Origin of the sequence: Aestuariibius violaceus, from assembly GCF_040779325.2 — a bacterium.
Taxonomy (GTDB): Bacteria; Pseudomonadota; Alphaproteobacteria; order Rhodobacterales; family Rhodobacteraceae; genus Aestuariibius; species Aestuariibius violaceus.
In genome coordinates this window covers 470,504-487,340 of record NZ_JBFONT020000002.1, presented here as the reverse complement: position 1 = coordinate 487,340, position 16,837 = coordinate 470,504, and the positions used below count along the sequence as shown (strand labels likewise).

At 61.8% G+C, this 16,837-nt stretch carries 18 protein-coding genes; 14 read left to right on the top strand and 4 right to left on the bottom strand.

Annotated features, from left to right (window positions below; genetic code table 11):
- Positions 1 to 20 precede the first annotated feature (20 nt).
- The 4 genes from AADZ90_RS09640 to tsf all read left to right on the top strand — a co-directional run bounded on the left by AADZ90_RS09640 (position 21) and on the right by tsf (position 3,342).
- Positions 21 to 683, top strand: a complete 663-nt coding sequence (locus AADZ90_RS09640) for a hypothetical protein (RefSeq protein ID WP_367309777.1) — start codon at positions 21 to 23, stop codon at positions 681 to 683.
- 76 nt (positions 684 to 759) lie between these two features.
- A complete protein-coding gene (locus tag AADZ90_RS09635) occupies positions 760 to 1,332 on the top strand; it encodes a GNAT family N-acetyltransferase (RefSeq protein WP_367309776.1) in 573 nt (190 codons plus the stop codon).
- Between the two features lie 159 nt (positions 1,333 to 1,491).
- Entirely contained in the window at positions 1,492 to 2,385 is an 894-nt protein-coding gene (gene rpsB, locus AADZ90_RS09630) for a 30S ribosomal protein S2 (protein WP_367309775.1), read from the top strand.
- An 81-nt stretch (positions 2,386 to 2,466) separates the two neighbouring features.
- Positions 2,467 to 3,342: a translation elongation factor Ts gene (gene tsf, locus AADZ90_RS09625; protein ID WP_367309774.1), complete on the top strand. Its 876-nt coding sequence runs from the start codon at positions 2,467 to 2,469 to the stop codon at positions 3,340 to 3,342.
- 55 nt (positions 3,343 to 3,397) lie between these two features.
- Here the strand turns inward: tsf and AADZ90_RS09620 are convergent, their stop codons facing one another.
- Both AADZ90_RS09620 and AADZ90_RS09615 read right to left on the bottom strand, forming a co-directional pair.
- Positions 3,398 to 3,634 (bottom strand): helix-turn-helix domain-containing protein, encoded by a 237-nt coding sequence (locus tag AADZ90_RS09620; protein WP_367309773.1) that lies wholly within the window; start codon positions 3,632 to 3,634, stop codon positions 3,398 to 3,400.
- Complete coding sequence (locus tag AADZ90_RS09615; protein ID WP_367309772.1) at positions 3,634 to 4,170, bottom strand: DUF2975 domain-containing protein; 537 nt, start codon at positions 4,168 to 4,170, stop codon at positions 3,634 to 3,636. Before AADZ90_RS09615 ends, AADZ90_RS09620 begins: the two co-directional genes overlap by 1 nt.
- 65 nt (positions 4,171 to 4,235) lie before the next feature.
- Between AADZ90_RS09615 and AADZ90_RS09610 the strand changes: the two genes are divergently transcribed.
- The 9 genes from AADZ90_RS09610 (at position 4,236) to AADZ90_RS09570 (ending at position 12,819) form a co-directional block, all read left to right on the top strand.
- Positions 4,236 to 4,763: a hypothetical protein gene (locus AADZ90_RS09610; protein WP_367309771.1), complete on the top strand. Its 528-nt coding sequence runs from the start codon at positions 4,236 to 4,238 to the stop codon at positions 4,761 to 4,763.
- 97 nt (positions 4,764 to 4,860) lie between these two features.
- A complete protein-coding gene (glpD, locus tag AADZ90_RS09605) occupies positions 4,861 to 6,462 on the top strand; it encodes a glycerol-3-phosphate dehydrogenase (protein WP_367309770.1) in 1,602 nt (533 codons plus the stop codon).
- 48 nt (positions 6,463 to 6,510) lie between these two features.
- Positions 6,511 to 7,596, top strand: coding sequence for an ABC transporter ATP-binding protein (locus tag AADZ90_RS09600; RefSeq protein WP_367309769.1), 1,086 nt, complete (start codon positions 6,511 to 6,513; stop codon positions 7,594 to 7,596).
- Positions 7,596 to 8,666 (top strand): ABC transporter ATP-binding protein, encoded by a 1,071-nt coding sequence (locus AADZ90_RS09595; protein WP_367309768.1) that lies wholly within the window; start codon positions 7,596 to 7,598, stop codon positions 8,664 to 8,666. The genes AADZ90_RS09600 and AADZ90_RS09595 overlap by 1 nt, the downstream gene beginning before the upstream one ends.
- Positions 8,663 to 9,532: a carbohydrate ABC transporter permease gene (locus AADZ90_RS09590; RefSeq protein ID WP_367309767.1), complete on the top strand. Its 870-nt coding sequence runs from the start codon at positions 8,663 to 8,665 to the stop codon at positions 9,530 to 9,532. Before AADZ90_RS09595 ends, AADZ90_RS09590 begins: the two co-directional genes overlap by 4 nt.
- On the top strand, positions 9,529 to 10,413 hold the full coding sequence (locus AADZ90_RS09585; protein ID WP_367309766.1) for a carbohydrate ABC transporter permease: 885 nt from the start codon (positions 9,529 to 9,531) through the stop codon (positions 10,411 to 10,413). The genes AADZ90_RS09590 and AADZ90_RS09585 overlap by 4 nt, the downstream gene beginning before the upstream one ends.
- Positions 10,413 to 10,775, top strand: coding sequence for a hypothetical protein (locus tag AADZ90_RS09580; protein ID WP_367309765.1), 363 nt, complete (start codon positions 10,413 to 10,415; stop codon positions 10,773 to 10,775). Before AADZ90_RS09585 ends, AADZ90_RS09580 begins: the two co-directional genes overlap by 1 nt.
- Complete coding sequence (locus AADZ90_RS09575) at positions 10,768 to 11,043, top strand: DUF2160 domain-containing protein (protein ID WP_367309764.1); 276 nt, start codon at positions 10,768 to 10,770, stop codon at positions 11,041 to 11,043. Before AADZ90_RS09580 ends, AADZ90_RS09575 begins: the two co-directional genes overlap by 8 nt.
- Positions 11,044 to 11,103: 60 nt before the next feature.
- On the top strand, positions 11,104 to 12,819 hold the full coding sequence (locus AADZ90_RS09570; protein WP_367309763.1) for an ABC transporter substrate-binding protein: 1,716 nt from the start codon (positions 11,104 to 11,106) through the stop codon (positions 12,817 to 12,819).
- A 44-nt stretch (positions 12,820 to 12,863) separates the two neighbouring features.
- Here AADZ90_RS09570 and AADZ90_RS09565 read toward each other — a convergent pair whose 3' ends face one another.
- Together AADZ90_RS09565 and AADZ90_RS09560 are read right to left on the bottom strand one after the other, a co-directional pair.
- Complete coding sequence (locus AADZ90_RS09565) at positions 12,864 to 13,841, bottom strand: glucokinase (protein ID WP_367309762.1); 978 nt, start codon at positions 13,839 to 13,841, stop codon at positions 12,864 to 12,866.
- A gap of 10 nt (positions 13,842 to 13,851) precedes the next feature.
- Entirely contained in the window at positions 13,852 to 15,177 is a 1,326-nt protein-coding gene (locus AADZ90_RS09560) for a GH1 family beta-glucosidase (protein WP_367309761.1), read from the bottom strand.
- 244 nt (positions 15,178 to 15,421) lie between these two features.
- Here AADZ90_RS09560 and AADZ90_RS09555 point away from each other — a divergent pair, with 244 nt between their 5' ends.
- Entirely contained in the window at positions 15,422 to 16,765 is a 1,344-nt protein-coding gene (locus tag AADZ90_RS09555) for an ABC transporter substrate-binding protein (RefSeq protein WP_367309760.1), read from the top strand.
- The last annotated feature ends 72 nt before the right edge of the window (positions 16,766 to 16,837 follow it).

The window sequence follows — 16,837 nt, the reverse complement described above, 5'->3', positions numbered from 1 at the left end:
AGGAAACAAGGATTAAGATGATGTTTTTCAAGTATCTTTCCAGTGCGGCTTTTGCGGCCTGTCTGGCCGGATCGGCAAACGCCGACAAACTGATGGCGTTCGATGTGGCCGAGGATCACACCAGGTTCATTTTCGCCTCAACGCCCGTTTTCGATGACGGAATGCCCGCATTCGGCAACCCCTTCGTGACCCAGGGGTATATCTATCCGGAAGGCACGCTTAGCGACGGCGAAGAAGGCGTGCGGCCCGATGGCAGCCCCGCCTATCCCGAGCTGGTCCTCGGTACATGGACCTGCGACGGCTGGTTCGTGGGCGAGGGGATGCGGACGACCGAAGGCACGATGCTGATCTCGCGCCAGATCTACGAGTTCGATGATGGGGACTTGCTGATCACGCAAGGTCCCGAAGGGGCGAAGACCTTCATGCCCGTCCAGCGCGCGATCACCGGCGGCGCCGGTGCCTATGCCGGAACGACCGGGCAGATGACCCAGGTGATGCTGGGGATGTCCGACGGCTTCGGCGTGCGCCTTCAGATCGAACTCGACACCGGGCGAGACGAGGCTCGGCGCGGTCAGGAAGACGGCCGCACAGGCCTTGATGGGTTTACCAAGGTGACGCCCGTCGAGGCGCGCCGCCGGGAAGGGGCCTATGACGGCCTCGATAGCGCGTACTTCGAAGACTGAGGTTCTTGTCCGGATAATGTGAGAGGGGTGGCGGACCAGTGGTTCGCCACCTCTCGCGATGGGAAGGAAAAAGGTGATGACAATCGAATTGAGGGCTGCGGCGCCGACGGATGCAAACGACATGGCCCGGCTGGTCGACCAGGCGGGAGAGGGGCTTCCACAGATGCTGTGGCAGTCGATGGCCGCCGAGCGAGAGGACGTTTGGGATGTCGGCGCCGCGCGCGCCCGGCGAGACGAAGGCGCGTTTTCCTGGCGGAACGCAACGGTGGCTGAGGTGGACAATCACGTAGCTGGGCTGCTGATCGTCTACGAAATCGGACCAGAACCCGTTGCCCCCTCCGACGAGATGCCGACGATATTCCGACCACTTGCCGACCTGGAAAATCGGGCACTTTCGACGCTCTACGTCAATGTACTGGCGGTTTACCCCAGGCACAGACAACAGGGCGTTGCCCGCGCCCTGATGCAACGCGCGGTGGAGCTTGCAGGGCCGCAACCGCTTTCGCTTATCGTTGCAGACGGCAACGTCCCGGCGCGGGCGCTCTATGCGTCGCTCGGGTTTTCGGAGACCGCCCGGCGACCGGTCGTCCGGGACGGGTGGAAAACGGACAACACCGAATGGATCCTCCTGATCCGGCCCGTAAAATAAGGGCAAATCGGCCCTTGCGCTGCGGCGCGGGGGCCTCTATATGCGCGCTCACTTCACAGGCGGAGGCGGGCCGTGCGGGGAGACATCCCGTATGCGTCCACCGGTTGGGGGAAACCCTGATCCTCCGCCGAGGTTTGAAACCGGAAAGGATACGATCACATGGCTCTTCCAGAGTTTTCCATGCGCCAGCTGCTTGAAGCGGGCGTTCACTTCGGCCACCAGACGCAACGCTGGAACCCGCGCATGTCGCCCTTCATCTACGGCGCTCGCAACGGCATCCACATCGTCGACCTCACCCAGACCGTCCCCATGCTGGATGCGGCATTGAGCGCCGTCCGCGAGACCGTCGCCAAGGGCGGCCGGGTCCTGTTTGTGGGCACAAAGCGCCAGGCCCAGAAGCCGATCGCCGAAGCGGCGGAGAAATGCGCCCAGTACTACATGAACCACCGTTGGCTCGGGGGTACTCTGACCAACTGGCAGACCGTGTCGAAGTCGATCGGCCGGCTGAACACCATCGACGAAGCGATGGACCAGGGCGCCGAGGGCCTGACCAAGAAAGAACGGCTTGGCATGGAACGTGAGCAGTCCAAGCTGCAAGCGTCGCTGGGCGGCATCCGTGAAATGGGCGGGCTGCCTGATCTTCTGTTCATCATTGACGTGAACAAGGAAGACCTCGCCATCGCCGAGGCCAACAAGCTGGGCATCCCGGTCGTTGCAGTCGTCGACACGAACTGCTCACCCGAAGGTGTGGACTACATCATCCCCGGCAATGACGACGCGGCACGCGCCATCGCACTCTACTGCGATCTGGCGAGCCGTGCGGCGCTTGACGGCATGACCGCCCAGATGGGCGCGGCCGGTATCGACGTGGGCGAGCTTGTCGACGGCAGCGAAGAGACGATCCCGGAAGCCGACCCCGAATTCCAGCCGGCCGACGCGCCCGCGAAGGAAGTCGTCGAGCAGGAGCTGTCGGACGAAGCCGTGCACGACGATGCGGCCCAAAAGGACGCCCCGCTCGACATCGAGAACAGCGAACCGGGCGAGAAGGTCTAAGCTCCCCGCTTCTGTCTTAAGACTGTTACCGGGCGGGGGCATCTCCCGTCCGGCGCCCCGCATATTTGAAGGAGAGGCAAAATGGCGATCACCGCAGCCCAGGTGAAACAACTGCGCGAGATGACCGGCGTCGGCATGATGGACGCCAAGAAGGCACTGACTGAAACCGATGGCGACATGGACGCAGCGGTCGATCTGCTGCGGACGAAGGGCCTGGCGAAAGCCGCCAAGAAGTCGGGCCGGACAGCTGCTGAAGGTCTGGTCGCGGTTGCCGTTGAAGGCGGCAAGGGCGTTGCGGTCGAGGTGAATTCCGAAACCGACTTCGTCGCCAAGAATGCCGAATTCCAGGAAATGGTGGCCGGCATCGCCAAGCTTGCTATGAACGCGGCCGATGTCGAGGCGCTGCTGGCATCCGACATGGGCGGCAAGACGGTGCAGGAAGTCCTGACCGACAAGATCGCGACGATTGGTGAGAACATGTCGATCCGCCGGATGGCGAGCGTCGAGGGCGAGACCGTCGTCTCTTACGTTCACAATGCCGCCGCGCCGAACATGGGCAAGATCGGCGTGCTGGTCGCGATGACCGGCGGCGACGAAGCGTTCGGCAAGCAGGTGGCGATGCATATTGCTGCAGTGAACCCGGCCTCCCTCTCCGAAGCTGATCTCGACCCGTCCGTCGTCGACAAAGAGCGTCAGGTGCAGATCGACATCGCCCGCGAGAGCGGCAAGCCGGAACAGGTCATCGAGAAGATGATCGAAGGCCGGATGAAGAAGTTCCTCTCAGAAGTGACGCTTCTTGGCCAATCCTTCGTCATCAATCCCGACCTGACCGTCGCGCAGGCTGCGAAGGAGGCCGGGGCGGAGATCACCGGATTCGTCCGGCTCGAGGTCGGCGAAGGGATCGAGAAAGAGACCGAGGATTTTGCCGCCGAGGTGGCCAAGGCCGCGCAGGTCTAAGCCCCTCAAATCTCAAAGGTTTGACCGCCGTCCGACTTATCGGGCGGCGGTTTTCTTATGCGCTCTCCAGGAAGGTCGCGTCGTCCTCGGACGGCTCTGCCTCCAGCAGGTCACCGGGCTGACAGTCGAGCACGGCACAGATCTTGGCCAGTGTCTCGAACCGGATGCCCTTGACCTTGCCGGACTTGAGGAGGCTGAGGTTCTGTTCACTGATCCCGATCGCCTCGGCCAGCGCGCGGGAGGTCATCTTGCGCCGGGCCAACATCACGTCGAGACGCACGATGATCTGCATCAGACAAACGTCCGGTTTTCGTCGGCGAGGCGCGTTGCCTCTGACATGATCCAGCCGATCAGGGTGACGAAACCGCCTGCGAGAAGGAACCCGATCTCGGCATCGGAGAAACCGACGGTGAGGGAGCGTTGACCTGGCGGATTCGACCAGGTGAGCAGCAGGATCTGGATGCTATTAACAATAATCTGGCTGATCGCGAGAGTCACAAGGCCAATTCCGATCCAGCGCAGATGCCCGGCACTTTCCGCAACGAAGATCCGATTGGCCTGATAGGCCGCAAAAAGGCGGCGCATCTGGTCCAGTACAAAGAGTGTGATCAGCAGCGGGGCCAGCCCGACCAGCCGGATCATCGCAAGCTGAGTGGCTGATAGATCCTCTGCGACGGTGACTCCGGGAAACTCTGTCGGGAGCGTTTCGCGCGAAAAACCATTGGACGCGAGCACATAGAGCAACGCGAAGGGGATAAGGATCAGAACGAAAAGCGTGCCCCGATGAAGCCAAGTTGACAGACGGGCGATGCGGTCTTGGGGTTGCATGATATCCTCGTTTTGAATTACATGTTTAATGTAAAACATGAATTATAAAATCTTCAAGGTGAAACATGCGCTCTCTTGTGATTCTCTTTGCGGCAGGACTGACTGCCTGCACCTCCGTCGTCCCGTCGACCATCTCTCAGCTGCGTCAACTTTCCCCGATCGAAGCCGATCCGGCGGGCTTCGTGGTTTTCATGGATCTGCCGGACGGGATTGGCATCATCGAAGACAGCGCGATCCTTCAACTTGGGGGCGTTCGGGACGAACAGGATGAGAGCGTGGAGGGCACGTTCGTTCTGGAGCGCGGCCAGGCGGGCGAGGCTGAAACCTTTCGGATTGCCGAAGGCGATCTTGAGCGATTCCGGGACCTGCAAAGCCAGATCCGCACCTGGAAGGCAGAGGATGAGGATGGCACGACCGGAAGCCTCAGCATCGGTGTCGGCGGATGCCTGATCGATGAGGGGCCTGCGCCGAGGGCGCGTCTCGCGGTCTCGATGACCCTAGAGGAGGACGGTCCCGTTCTCCCCCTGATCCGGCCGACACCGGTCAGGCGTGCTCTCGATGTTTTAGAAGTAGAGGATCTCCCCCCCTGCTGAGCTAGATCCATGGAAAGGCTGCCTTGGGGGCGAGGTGTCGCTTGCATCACCTCGCCCCCAAGCGTTTGATAGGGACAAGGCCGAGTGGGAGGGATGGATGCCGGCAGACAGCCAGGATGCCGAAAAGATTGTGGATCTCTTTATCATCGGCGGCGGGATCAACGGCTGCGGGATCGCGCGGGACGCGGCCGGGCGCGGGTTGAGCGTCCGGCTGGCCGAGATGAACGATCTGGCAAGTGCGACCTCTTCCGCCTCGACCAAACTCTTTCACGGCGGCCTGCGTTACCTCGAGTACTTTGAGGTCCGGCTGGTCCGCGAGGCGCTGATCGAGCGGGAGGTCCTGCTGCGGGCGATGCCACACATCGCCTGGCCTATGCGCTTTGTGCTGCCTTACCATAAGGATATGCGGTTCGAGGGCGAGACGCCGACATCGAAGCTGCTGAACGTCGTGATGCCCTGGATGAAAGGCCGACGCCCAGCCTGGCTGATCCGGCTGGGGCTTTTGATGTATGACAGCCTGGGCGGGCGGAAGATCCTGCCCTCGACAGCCACCGTGGATCTGCGGCACGGCAAGGAAGGCGCGCCGCTGAAGGACAAGTTCGAGAAGGCCTACGAGTATTCGGATTGCTGGGTTGAGGATTCCCGACTGGTCGTCCTGAACGCCCGCGATGCGGAAGCGCGCGGGGCCGAGATCATGACCCGGACACGCGTCGTTTCCGCTGAGCGGACCAAGGATCACTGGACGATCGTGACCGAGGTGGATGGGGATCAGACCACGCATCGGGCCCGCATGATCGTCAATGCCGGCGGTCCTTGGGTGGGCGAGATCATTCGCGGTGTCGTCCGGTCGAACAGCCGCGAGGGCGTTCGCCTTGTTCGTGGCAGCCACATCGTCACCAGGAAGCTCTATGACCACGACAAGTGCTATTTCTTCCAGGGCACCGATGGGCGGATCATATTTGCGATCCCGTATGAGCAGGATTTTACGCTGATCGGCACGACCGATGCCGAACACGACGATCCCGCGCGAAAGGCTGAAGCAACACCGGAGGAAATCGCCTATCTTTGCGACTTCGCTTCGCAGTACTTCAAGAATCCGATCACGCCAGAAGATGTGGTCTGGACATATTCCGGCGTCCGACCACTCTACGATGACGGCGCCTCCAGCGCGACTGCCGCGACGCGCGACTATACGCTCAAGGTCGACGATGCGGGCGGCGCGCCCGTCCTGAACGTCTTCGGCGGAAAGATCACGACCTACCGGCGCCTCGCCGAAAGCGCGATGGACAAGATCGCGCCGTTCTTCCCCGGAACCCCCGACAAGTGGACCGCCGAGGTGCCGCTGCCTGGCGGAGACTTCAAGGTCACCGAGAAGGACCGCTTGGTTGAAAGCTTAATCTCGGACTTTGCGTTTCTGGACGATCGCTGGGCGCGCCGTCTGATCCGCGCCTACGGGACAGAGGCGAAAAAGATGCTCAGCGGGGCCAAATCAGCGAAAGATCTTGGCAAAGACTTCGGGGCCACCTTGACGGAGCGGGAAGTTAAGTGGCTGATGGATAAGGAATACGCGCGGACGACGGAGGATGTCGTATGGCGCCGGTCGAAACTGGGATTGCGTTTGGAGACGGAGGCCATCGCAGCTTTAGACGACTGGATGACGAAGCAGCGGGCCAAAACGGAGGCGCTCGCAGCCGAGTAGCGGATCAAAGAGGCGGATAAGCTGCCCGGGATCCGGAAGGGAGGAACGATGGCGCTGCGGCTTGACGGCGTGACAAAGGTCGTGGGGGCAGAGACCCACATTTACCCGACGTCCTTGACGCTCGAGAAAGGGACGATGAACGTCCTTCTCGGCCCGACGCTGGCCGGAAAAACGTCATTGATGCGCCTAATGGCCGGCCTCGATCATCCGACGGAAGGCCGGATCTTCTGGGATGCGAAGGACGTGACCGGCATGCGCGTGCAGGACCGCCAGATCGCCATGGTCTATCAGCAGTTCATCAACTACCCCTCGATGAGCGTCTACGAAAACATCGCCTCTCCGCTCAAGCTGATGGGCCGGTCCCGGGAGCAGATCGATCAGGCCGTGCGCGAGACTGCAGAACTGATGCGGTTGACGCCGATGCTGGACCGAAAGCCGCTTGAGCTGTCGGGGGGTCAGCAGCAGCGCTGTGCGTTGGCGCGGGCCTTGGTCAAAGGGGCGGGTCTGGTTCTGCTTGACGAACCGCTTGCCAATCTCGACTACAAGCTGCGCGAAGAACTGCGTGAAGAAATTCCAAGGATTTTCGAGGCTTCCGGTGCAATCTTCGTCTACGCCACGACCGAACCGGAGGAGGCATTGCTGCTTGGCGGCAACACGGCAACGCTCTGGCAGGGCCGTGTCACGCAGTTCGGCAAGACGCCCCAGGTCTATCGCACGCCCGTCGATGCGACGACGGCGCGCGTCTTTTCCGATCCGCCCATGAATTTTCTTCAGATCCGCAAAGTCGGTGGCGGCCTCACCTTCGGTGACGGTCAGAAGATCGCGGCGGCGGGCCGGTTGGCCCAGCTTGCCGACGGCGCTTATCTCGCCGGCTTCCGACCCAATCACCTGTCGCTGGAGCCGCTGTCCGAAGCGATGCGCTTCGATGCGCGCCTCGCCGTGACCGAAATCACGGGCTCGGAAACCTTCGTTCATCTGGACCATCACGGCGACCGCTGGGTGGGTCTCGTCCACGGCATCCGCACCTTGGAGCAGGGGCAGGATCTGGCGGTCTACCTCGACCCGCGCCACGTCTACGTCTTTGCCGAAGACGGCCCGCTCGTCGCGCCGGCAGCTTATGCGGAGGCGGCCTGATGGCGACGATCACCCTTGATGGGCTGGCCCATTCCTATCTCGACGCCCCGTCGAAGGAAGACGACTGGGCGCTCAAGGAGATGACCCATACCTGGCGCGACGGCGAAGCCTACGCGCTTCTGGGCGCGTCTGGCTGTGGAAAAACCACTCTTCTCAACATCATATCCGGTCTTCTTGAACCGTCCCGCGGCCGCATCCTGTTCGGCGATAGGGACGTGACCCATGCGCCGACGGCCGAGCGCAACATCGCGCAGGTCTTCCAGTTCCCTGTGGTCTACGACACGATGACCGTCCGCGCGAACCTCGCCTTTCCGCTCCGCAACAGGGGCGCCGACGCCGCCTATATCGCCGAGCGGGTGCAGACCGTCGCCCGGATGATCGGAATGGAGGATGTCCTCGACCGGAAGGCGCGGGGGCTCACGGCGGACGCCAAGCAGAAGATCTCTCTCGGGCGCGGCATGGTGCGTGAAGATGTCAACGCACTTCTCTTCGACGAACCGCTCACGGTGATCGATCCGCACATGAAGTGGGAGCTTCGCACGCAGCTCAAGTCGCTGCACCACGAGTTCGGGCACACGATGATCTACGTCACCCACGACCAGACCGAGGCGCTGACCTTCGCCGACCGGGTCGTGGTGATGTATGACGGCCGCGTCGTGCAGGTCGGGACCCCGCAAGAGCTGTTCGAGCGGCCGGAACACACCTTCGTCGGCTATTTCATCGGCTCGCCCGGCATGAACCTGTTCGACGCAGAGCTGTCGGGTGATCGTGCCGCGATTGCCGGACATGAGGTCGCCCTTGGCGCACGCTATCCGCTTTCGGGATCGGCGCAATTGGGCATCCGTCCCGAATACTTGCATCTCGGCGGCGAGGGGCTGCCCTTTACCGTGACCCGGGTGGAGGATGTGGGCCGCCACCGCATCGTTAGGGGCGAGCTTGCCGGGACGAAGGTCAACGTGCTGGCAGGCGAAGGGGTCGAGATTGGGGCGGAGCCGCGCCTGCGTTTCGATACCGCCGGGATCAACATTTACCGCAATGATTGGCGCGTGGCGCCGGAGGGGGCGGCATGAACAAGACCGTCAACCAAAAGGCCTGGTTCCTCGTCCTTCCCGTTCTCGTTCTGGTGGCGTTTTCGGCCGTGATCCCGCTGATGACGGTTGTCAACTATTCGGTCCAGGACAGCTTTGGAAACAACGAATTCTTCTGGGTCGGCCTCGAATGGTTCGAAGAGATGCTGGCCTCCGAACGGATGTGGAATGCCCTTGGCCGCCAGCTGATGTTCTCGGCCATCATCCTCGCCATCGAAATCCCGCTGGGGATCATCGTGGCCCTCAACATGCCGAAGAAAGGCGTGTGGGTCTCGGTCTGCCTTGTCCTGATGGCGCTGCCGCTTCTGATCCCGTGGAACGTGGTCGGCACGATCTGGCAGATCTTCGGCCGGGTCGATATCGGCCTTCTGGGCTACACGCTTGATGCGATCGGGATCGACTACAACTACACCCGCGACGTGGTCGACGCCTGGGTCACGGTCATCGTCATGGATGTCTGGCACTGGACCTCGCTGGTGGCGTTGCTGGCCTATGCCGGGCTGCAATCCATCCCCGACGCGTTCTATCAGGCCGCCAAGATCGACCAGGCGTCGCGCTGGAAGATCTTCCGCTATATCGAGCTGCCCAAGATGGCGGGCGTCCTGATGATCGCGATCCTTCTGCGGTTCATGGACAGCTTCATGATCTACACCGAGCCGTTCGTCGTCACCGGCGGGGGGCCGGGGAATGCCACGACCTTCCTGTCGATCGACCTCGTGAAGATGGCGCTCGGCCAGTTCGACCTCGGCCCGGCAGCGGCATTCTCGCTGATGTATTTCCTCGTGATCCTGCTTGTCAGCTGGGTGTTCTACACCGTCATGACCAATCTCGACCGGAGGGACGCATGACCGACGCACCCGCGGCCCCCGGCGCCGCCTCGATCCCCGGCGATCTGACCGCAGGCGCCACAGCGACCCGCAGGCGACGCCAGATGAACTGGTCGCCCATCGTCATGGGGCTCTACCTGCTGTTTCTCATGCTGCCGATCTACTGGCTCGTGAACATGAGCCTCAAGACGAATGCCGAGATCCTGGGCACCTTCTCTCTCTGGCCGCAAAACCCGACGCTGGAGAACTATCAGAAAATACTGACCGACCCGTCCTGGTACATGGGCTACGTGAATTCGCTGATCTACGTCGTGATGAACACGGTGATCTCGCTCGCCGTCGCGCTGCCTGCGGCCTATGCGTTCTCGCGCTACAGCTTCATGGGCGACAAGCACCTGTTCTTCTGGCTGCTAACCAACCGGATGGCCCCGCCTGCCGTGTTCGCCTTGCCGTTCTTCCAGCTTTATTCGGCGGTGGGCCTTTTCGATACCCATATCGCGGTGGCGCTGGCCCATTGCCTTTTCAACGTGCCGCTCGCGGTCTGGATCCTCGAAGGGTTCATGCGCGGCGTCCCGAAAGAGATCGACGAGACGGCCTATATCGACGGCTATTCCTTCCCGCGCTTCTTCGTGCGCATCTTCATGCCGCTGATCGCGTCGGGCATCGGCGTGGCGGCGTTCTTCTGCTTCATGTTCTCTTGGGTGGAGCTGCTGCTGTCCCGCACCCTGACCACGGTCGACGCCAAACCCATCGCCGCCACAATGACCCGCACGGTGTCGGCGTCGGGCCTCGACTGGGGCGTGCTGGCGGCGGCGGGCGTGCTGACGATCGTGCCGGGTGCGCTCGTGATCTATTTCGTCCGCAACTACATCGCCAAGGGCTTCGCCCTGGGGAGGGTGTGATGGTCGAGACCTCTGTTCCCCTTAGCGAGATACGAACTTGGTTCAACGCAACATTTGACGCGCTTGAACGTCGGGGCGAAACCCACTTGGATATGTCCAACAAGGACTTCTACTGGACATTCGGCGCTGAGGCCTCGTTCGACCTGACCCGCACTCAAAGGGCGGGAACCGGGAGTTTATACGATGACGTGTTGGACATTAGACGCGATATCGCCAGCTCACTAGATGAGCGAGCCACATTCGCTTGGCATACCTTAGAACATCTCGGCGGCGTGGTGCTGGCCCTTTCCGCACAGGTTTCATCCTACAAGGCGCTACCAGAATTGAACTCCAAGACTGAGGAGGGAGAGACAGATGCTTGACTGGATGGCCTGGACCTGGCCCACGGCGGCCTTCTTCGCGGTCATCGCGACGCTGCTGATCGCCTTCACGATCCTCGCGATCCGCTATCCGGAGACGCCCCGCACCGGCATTCTGGGGATCGAGACGACGCGGGGCGACCGGCTGTTCATCACGCTTCTGGGCTCGGCATTCATCAACATCGCCTGGCTCGGATTCACCGATCTGGCCCAATACTGGGCACTCGTCATTTGCGCCGTCTATGCCGCAGCGGTCTTTCGCTACGTCTGACGGCCATTTCGTGCCGGGACCAACCCGGCCACTTAAACGGTTCAATAAGGGAGGAACCACATGAACCTGATCCTCAGATCCACCACGGCGCTCGCGCTTGTCGGCCTTGGCATTCCCGCCTTCGCCGACATGGATGCGGCGCGCACGTTTCTGGACGAGAATATCGAACGCTCGACCCTGACCCGGGAAGACCAAGAAGCCGAGATGCAGTGGTTCATCGACGCCGCCCAGCCCTTCGAAGGGATGGAGATCAACGTCGTGTCCGAGACGATCACGACCCATGAATACGAGGCCAACGTGCTTGCCCCCGCCTTCACGGCGATCACCGGCATCACGGTCAACCACGACCTGATCGGCGAAGGCGACGTCGTCGAAAAGCTGCAGACCCAGATGCAATCGGGCGAGAACGTCTATGATGCCTATGTCAACGACAGCGACCTGATCGGCACCCACTGGCGCTATCAGCAGGTGCGCAACCTGACCGACTGGATGGCGGGCGAGGGGGCGGATGTCACCAACCCGAACTTGAACCTCGACGATTTCATCGGTCTGCAATTCACCACCGGTCCGGACGGCAAGCTCTACCAGCTGCCTGACCAGCAATTCGCGAACCTCTACTGGTTCCGCTACGACTGGTTCACCGACGACAAGAACATGGCGGATTTTGAGGCCGAGTATGGCTATCCGCTGGGGGTCCCGGTCAACTGGTCGGCTTATGAGGATATCGCCGAATTCTTTACGGGCCGCGACCTGAGCCATATGGGCGTCGAAGGTGAGATCTACGGCCACATGGATTACGGCAAGAAGGACCCGAGCCTCGGCTGGCGGTTTACCGATGCCTGGATGTCAATGGCCGGCATGGGCGACGTGGGCGAGCCGAACGGCCTGCCCGTCGACGAATGGGGCATCCGCGTCAACGAGAACTCACAGCCTGTCGGCTCGTGCGTGGCGCGGGGCGGGGCGACGAACTCTCCCGCGGCGGTCTATGCGATCGAGAAATACGTCCAGTGGCTGAACGATTATGCCCCGCCCGCCGCGGCCGGGATGACGTTCAGCGAATCCGGGCCGATCCCGTCGCAGGGCAGCATCGCGCAGCAGATGTTCTGGTACACCGCCTTCACCGCCGACATGGTGGGCGAGGGTGCGACGGCGGTGCTGAACGAGGACGGCTCGCCCCGCTGGCGCATGGCGCCCAGCCCGCATGGCGTCTATTGGGAGGACGGCATGAAGGTCGGCTATCAGGATGCCGGATCCTGGACGCTGATGCAGTCGACACCCGTCGATCGCGCGCAGGCGGCCTGGCTCTACGCCCAGTTCGTGACGTCGCTCACCGTGGATGTCGAAAAGTCCCATGCGGGCCTGACCTTCATCCGCGAGTCGACGATCAACCACGACAGCTTCACCGAACGCGCGCCGAACCTTGGCGGTCTGATCGAGTTCTACCGCTCGCCGGCCCGCGTCGCGTGGTCGCCGACAGGGACGAACGTGCCGGACTATCCGCGCCTTGCTCAGCTATGGTGGCAGAACATCGGTGACGCGTCGTCGGGTGCGAAGACCGCGCAAGAGGCGCTCGACAGCCTCTGCGAGCAGCAGGAGCAGGTGCTCGAACGGCTTGAGCGGGCAGGGGTCCAGGGTGATCTTGGTCCGGTCATGAACGAAGAGCAGGATCCGTCTTTTTGGCTCGATCAGGCCGGTGCGCCGAAAGCCAAGCTTGAGAACGAGGATGAAGAGCCTGAGACTGTCTCCTACGACGAGCTGATCCAGTCCTGGCAGTAGGCCAGAGAAATCGGAAAAGGGCGCCCCCGTGGCGCCCTTTTCGTTCAGGAGATCGGTTGCTTGCCGAACCGCAGCGCGTGCAGGTGGCTCGCCGATCCAATGAGCGCTGCGTAATCGTCCTCGATCACGTAGATCGAGAAGTTCTTCATAAAATCCGCAAACCGCCCCTTGTCGCGGAAAGCGTCTTCGAACCCATACTCCACAAGGTAAGGGCTGAGCGCGCGTGCCACACCGCCGACAAGGAAGATGCCGCCGAAAGGCAGATGGACCAGCGCCAGATTTCCAGCGACCCGGCCCAGCATCCGCGAAAAGACATGCGCGGCCTCTGCGGCGCGGCCTTCTTTGTCTCTCGCGCACTCCTCCATGATGTCCTTTGCCGACATCTCGCGCTCGTCGCCCACCTCATGGCCGAGCCAACGATAGACACGCTCAAGCCCGCGGCCAGAAACCACATCCTCGATCGCCGCAAACCCATGCGCTGAGGAAACGTATTGGCACAACCGCAGCTCGGCCTCCGTCCGGATCGGCAGGTTGGCATGACCCGCCTCGGCGGGTGGCACGACCCGCCCTTCCTCGACATTGTAGACGGGGGCGACATTGAATCCCGTCCCGATGCCAATCACCAGCTTGGCGGCATTCGGGTTATCCCGCTCGCGCCCTTCGACCAGCAGCGTGACGAGTGACGGGTCAAGATAGCCGAGCGCCTGCCCCTGCGCCTGCAGGTCATTCAGGATTGCCACGGTATCGGAATTTGCCGCCCGCTCGAGCGTTTCCTTGTCCATCGTCCAGTCAAGATTGGTCATCGTCGCCTTGCCGTCACGAACGGGCCCGGCCACGGCGATGCCTGCCGCAACCGGATCGACATCCATTTCTGTCATGTAGGTCTGCAGGACGCTTTCCAGCCCGTCGTGATCTGCATTGCGGTAGCGCTTGATGGTGTCGGACTTGACGGTGCGCCCGTCGGCAAGGGCCACGCGGGTATTCGTACCGCCGATATCGGCAACGAGGCTGAGCTCTGTCATGGACGCTCCTTCAGCGCGCGAAGGCGGATTGAAGCGCGTGATAGGATGCTTTCGGGGTGCGCTGCAAGCTGTCCCAGTCCACGTGAATCAGCCCGAACCGCTTCTCGTATCCGAGTGCCCATTCGTAGTTATCGAGAAGCGACCAGACAAAGTAGCCCTTCAGAGGCACACCCTCGCTCAATGCGCGAAGCGCTGCCGAGAAATGAGCCTCCAGATACGCAATGCGGTCGGGATCGGCGACCTCGCCACCTGCTACTCTATCGGCGGACGCCATTCCGTTCTCGGTGATATAGATCGGGAGGCCTCGCGTGTACTCGGAATGGGTCCGGGTAAGGAAGCCGTGAAGTCCATCCGGATAAATCTCCCACTCCATCAGCGTTTTCGGCAGCGGCCCCCCGATTTCCCTATGGGCGGGCCAGGGACCCTCATCGGGCGCAATCAGTTTACGCGTGTAGTAGTTGATGCCAAGCCAGTCGACCGGCGTAGCGATCGTGTCGAAATCGTCTTGCCATCCCTCTGGCAGATGTGGCCCGAGCCCCTCCAGCACATTCTCTGGGTAAGCCCGGTGGAACAGCCCACCTAGGAAGAAACGATTGTAGTAACCGTCATAGAGATCGGCCGCCGCTCTGGCCTCTGCCGAGTCATCGGCAGGCGCGGCCCATTCAAAGTTACAAACAGCACCGAGGTTGGTCATTCCCAGACTGCGCATCGCCTGGATGGCCGTGCCATGGGCCAGCAGAACGTGGTGCATCGCCCGCGCCGTCGCCCGGATGTCACGCAGCCCGGGTGCATGGTGACCAAGGAAATGGCTTAGCCAGCCGACGCACCAGGGTTCGTTGATCGGGGCTGCAGCATGTACCCGATCTCCGATCCGGCCCATGATCGTTCGGGTGAACTCCCCGAACCAGTTTGCGATGTCCCGGTTCCGCCAACCACCCTGATCGGCCAGTGCCGCCGGCAACTCCCAATGATAGAGTGTCGCCCAGGGTTGCAACCCACGCTCGAGCATCCCGTCGACGAGCCTGTCGTAGAAATCAAGGCCGTCCGGATTGGGTGTCCGCCCATCCGGCATCACCCGCGCCCAACTCGTGGAGAAGCGATAGGCATCGAAGTTGCCAGCCTTGAGCAGATCAAGATCCTCGTTGTATCGGTGGTAATGGTCGCACGCGGTGGCCCCGTTCTCCGCCCGGATGACGTTGCCTGGTGTCTGAGCGAAGGTGTCCCAATGAGTCGGCCCTGCACCGCCGAATCGATGCCCCTCGATCTGATAGGCCGAGGTTGCTGCGCCAAAAATGAAGCCATTGGGGAAGTCCCCACGCGAGTGAGTAAAGGTCACGGCAAGCTCTCCAATGCAAATGAGTGTTAGCGCTACCTTATTTCGCGTGCTTTTCAGGGTCAAAGCATCGCTTTCCTTTGTAAATGCTGCACTTGCAAAGGCTTTTCGGGGCCGGTGTCCGGTTGACTCGCCCATAACGTGCTGCGAGTCTCGCATGTGCCAACATGAGAGCCCGGCAACGATTCCGGGCCCTGTAACAGATGGTCACCGCGACATCTGCCGGTGACACGATCGGGAGGATCACATGAAAACACGTTATCTCGCCGGTGCCGCTGCGCTCGCACTTGCGGCAGGGGCGGCACAGGCCGGTGGCCATCTCGAATTCACCCCGGGAGAGGGCGATTTCAACTGGGACAGCTTCAACGCCTTCTCCGATGCCCATGACCTGAGCGGTCAGACGATCGAGATCACCGGGCCGTGGACCGGTCTCGATGCCGAAAACGTTGAGAAGGTGTTGGCCTACTTCGCCGAGGCAACTGGTGCAACCGTGAACTATTCCGGCTCTGACAGCTTCGAGCAGGACATCGTGATCTCCTCCCGCGCGGGCTCCGCCCCGAACGTCGCCGTCTTCCCGCAGCCAGGTCTTGCCTCTGACATGGCTTCGCAGGGTCTTCTGACGCCGCTGGCAGACGGCACCGCTGATTGGCTCGCCGAAAACTACGCCGCCGGGCAGTCCTGGGTCGATCTCGGCACCTATGCCGGGCAGGACGGCAGTGAAAGCCTTTACGGCTTTTTCTACAAGGTCGATGTGAAATCGCTCGTTTGGTACAGCCCCGAGGCTTTCGACGAGACGGGCTACGACGTGCCCGAGACGATGGAAGAGCTGAAAGAACTCACCGATCAGATTGTTGATGATGGCGGTACGCCCTGGTGCATCGGTCTGGGCTCCGGCGCCGCTACAGGCTGGCCGGCGACTGATTGGGTCGAGGATATGATGCTTCGCACACAGCCGCCCGAAGTCTACGACCAGTGGGTGGCCAATGAGATCCCGTTCGATGATCCTGCCGTCGTCGGCGCGATCGAGGAATTCGGCTACTTTGCGAAGAATGACGACTACGTAAATGGCGGCGCGCAGGCAGTGGCCACGACAGACTTCCGCGATAGCCCCGCCGGCCTGTTTGCCATTCCGCCGGAATGCTACATGCACCGCCAGGCGTCGTTCATCCCGACCTTCTTTCCAGAAGACTCGGATGCCGACTTCTTCTACTTCCCGGCCTATGAGGGGCAGGATCTGGGTCAACCCGTTCTGGGTGCCGGCACGCTTTGGGCGATCACCAACGATAGCCCGGCCGCCCATGCGCTGATCGAGTATCTGCAGACGCCGATCGCGCACGAGACGTGGATGGCGTTGTCGGGCTTCCTGACACCCCATAGCGGCGTCAACACCGATCTCTACGCCAACGATACCAATAAGGCGCTGGGCGACGTTCTTCTGAACGCGACGACTTTCCGCTTCGATGGTTCGGACCTCATGCCGGGCGAGATCGGGGCAGGGGCGTTCTGGACCGGCATGGTCGATTACGTGACCGGCGAAGATGCCGAAAGCGTCGCCTCCGGCATCCAGGACCGCTGGAGCTCGATGAACTAAGCACGACCCCGCCGTTCAAACGGCGGGGCCACGCCCCACCGGGCGCAAAACCAACAAGACGGCGCGGAGTGA

What these genes read in the sequence shown, in the direction of transcription:
- AADZ90_RS09640 (WP_367309777.1), top strand. Translation starts at nt 21, where the DNA reads ATGTTTTTCAAGTATCTTTCCAGTGCGGCTTTTGCGGCCTGTCTGGCC.
- AADZ90_RS09635 (WP_367309776.1), top strand. Translation starts at nt 760, where the DNA reads ATGACAATCGAATTGAGGGCTGCGGCGCCGACGGATGCAAACGACATG.
- rpsB (WP_367309775.1), top strand. Translation starts at nt 1,492, where the DNA reads ATGGCTCTTCCAGAGTTTTCCATGCGCCAGCTGCTTGAAGCGGGCGTT.
- tsf (WP_367309774.1), top strand. Translation starts at nt 2,467, where the DNA reads ATGGCGATCACCGCAGCCCAGGTGAAACAACTGCGCGAGATGACCGGC.
- AADZ90_RS09620 (WP_367309773.1), bottom strand. Translation starts at nt 3,634, where the DNA reads ATGCAGATCATCGTGCGTCTCGACGTGATGTTGGCCCGGCGCAAGATG.
- AADZ90_RS09615 (WP_367309772.1), bottom strand. Translation starts at nt 4,170, where the DNA reads ATGCAACCCCAAGACCGCATCGCCCGTCTGTCAACTTGGCTTCATCGG.
- AADZ90_RS09610 (WP_367309771.1), top strand. Translation starts at nt 4,236, where the DNA reads ATGCGCTCTCTTGTGATTCTCTTTGCGGCAGGACTGACTGCCTGCACC.
- glpD (WP_367309770.1), top strand. Translation starts at nt 4,861, where the DNA reads ATGCCGGCAGACAGCCAGGATGCCGAAAAGATTGTGGATCTCTTTATC.
- AADZ90_RS09600 (WP_367309769.1), top strand. Translation starts at nt 6,511, where the DNA reads ATGGCGCTGCGGCTTGACGGCGTGACAAAGGTCGTGGGGGCAGAGACC.
- AADZ90_RS09595 (WP_367309768.1), top strand. Translation starts at nt 7,596, where the DNA reads ATGGCGACGATCACCCTTGATGGGCTGGCCCATTCCTATCTCGACGCC.
- AADZ90_RS09590 (WP_367309767.1), top strand. Translation starts at nt 8,663, where the DNA reads ATGAACAAGACCGTCAACCAAAAGGCCTGGTTCCTCGTCCTTCCCGTT.
- AADZ90_RS09585 (WP_367309766.1), top strand. Translation starts at nt 9,529, where the DNA reads ATGACCGACGCACCCGCGGCCCCCGGCGCCGCCTCGATCCCCGGCGAT.
- AADZ90_RS09580 (WP_367309765.1), top strand. Translation starts at nt 10,413, where the DNA reads ATGGTCGAGACCTCTGTTCCCCTTAGCGAGATACGAACTTGGTTCAAC.
- AADZ90_RS09575 (WP_367309764.1), top strand. Translation starts at nt 10,768, where the DNA reads ATGCTTGACTGGATGGCCTGGACCTGGCCCACGGCGGCCTTCTTCGCG.
- AADZ90_RS09570 (WP_367309763.1), top strand. Translation starts at nt 11,104, where the DNA reads ATGAACCTGATCCTCAGATCCACCACGGCGCTCGCGCTTGTCGGCCTT.
- AADZ90_RS09565 (WP_367309762.1), bottom strand. Translation starts at nt 13,841, where the DNA reads ATGACAGAGCTCAGCCTCGTTGCCGATATCGGCGGTACGAATACCCGC.
- AADZ90_RS09555 (WP_367309760.1), top strand. Translation starts at nt 15,422, where the DNA reads ATGAAAACACGTTATCTCGCCGGTGCCGCTGCGCTCGCACTTGCGGCA.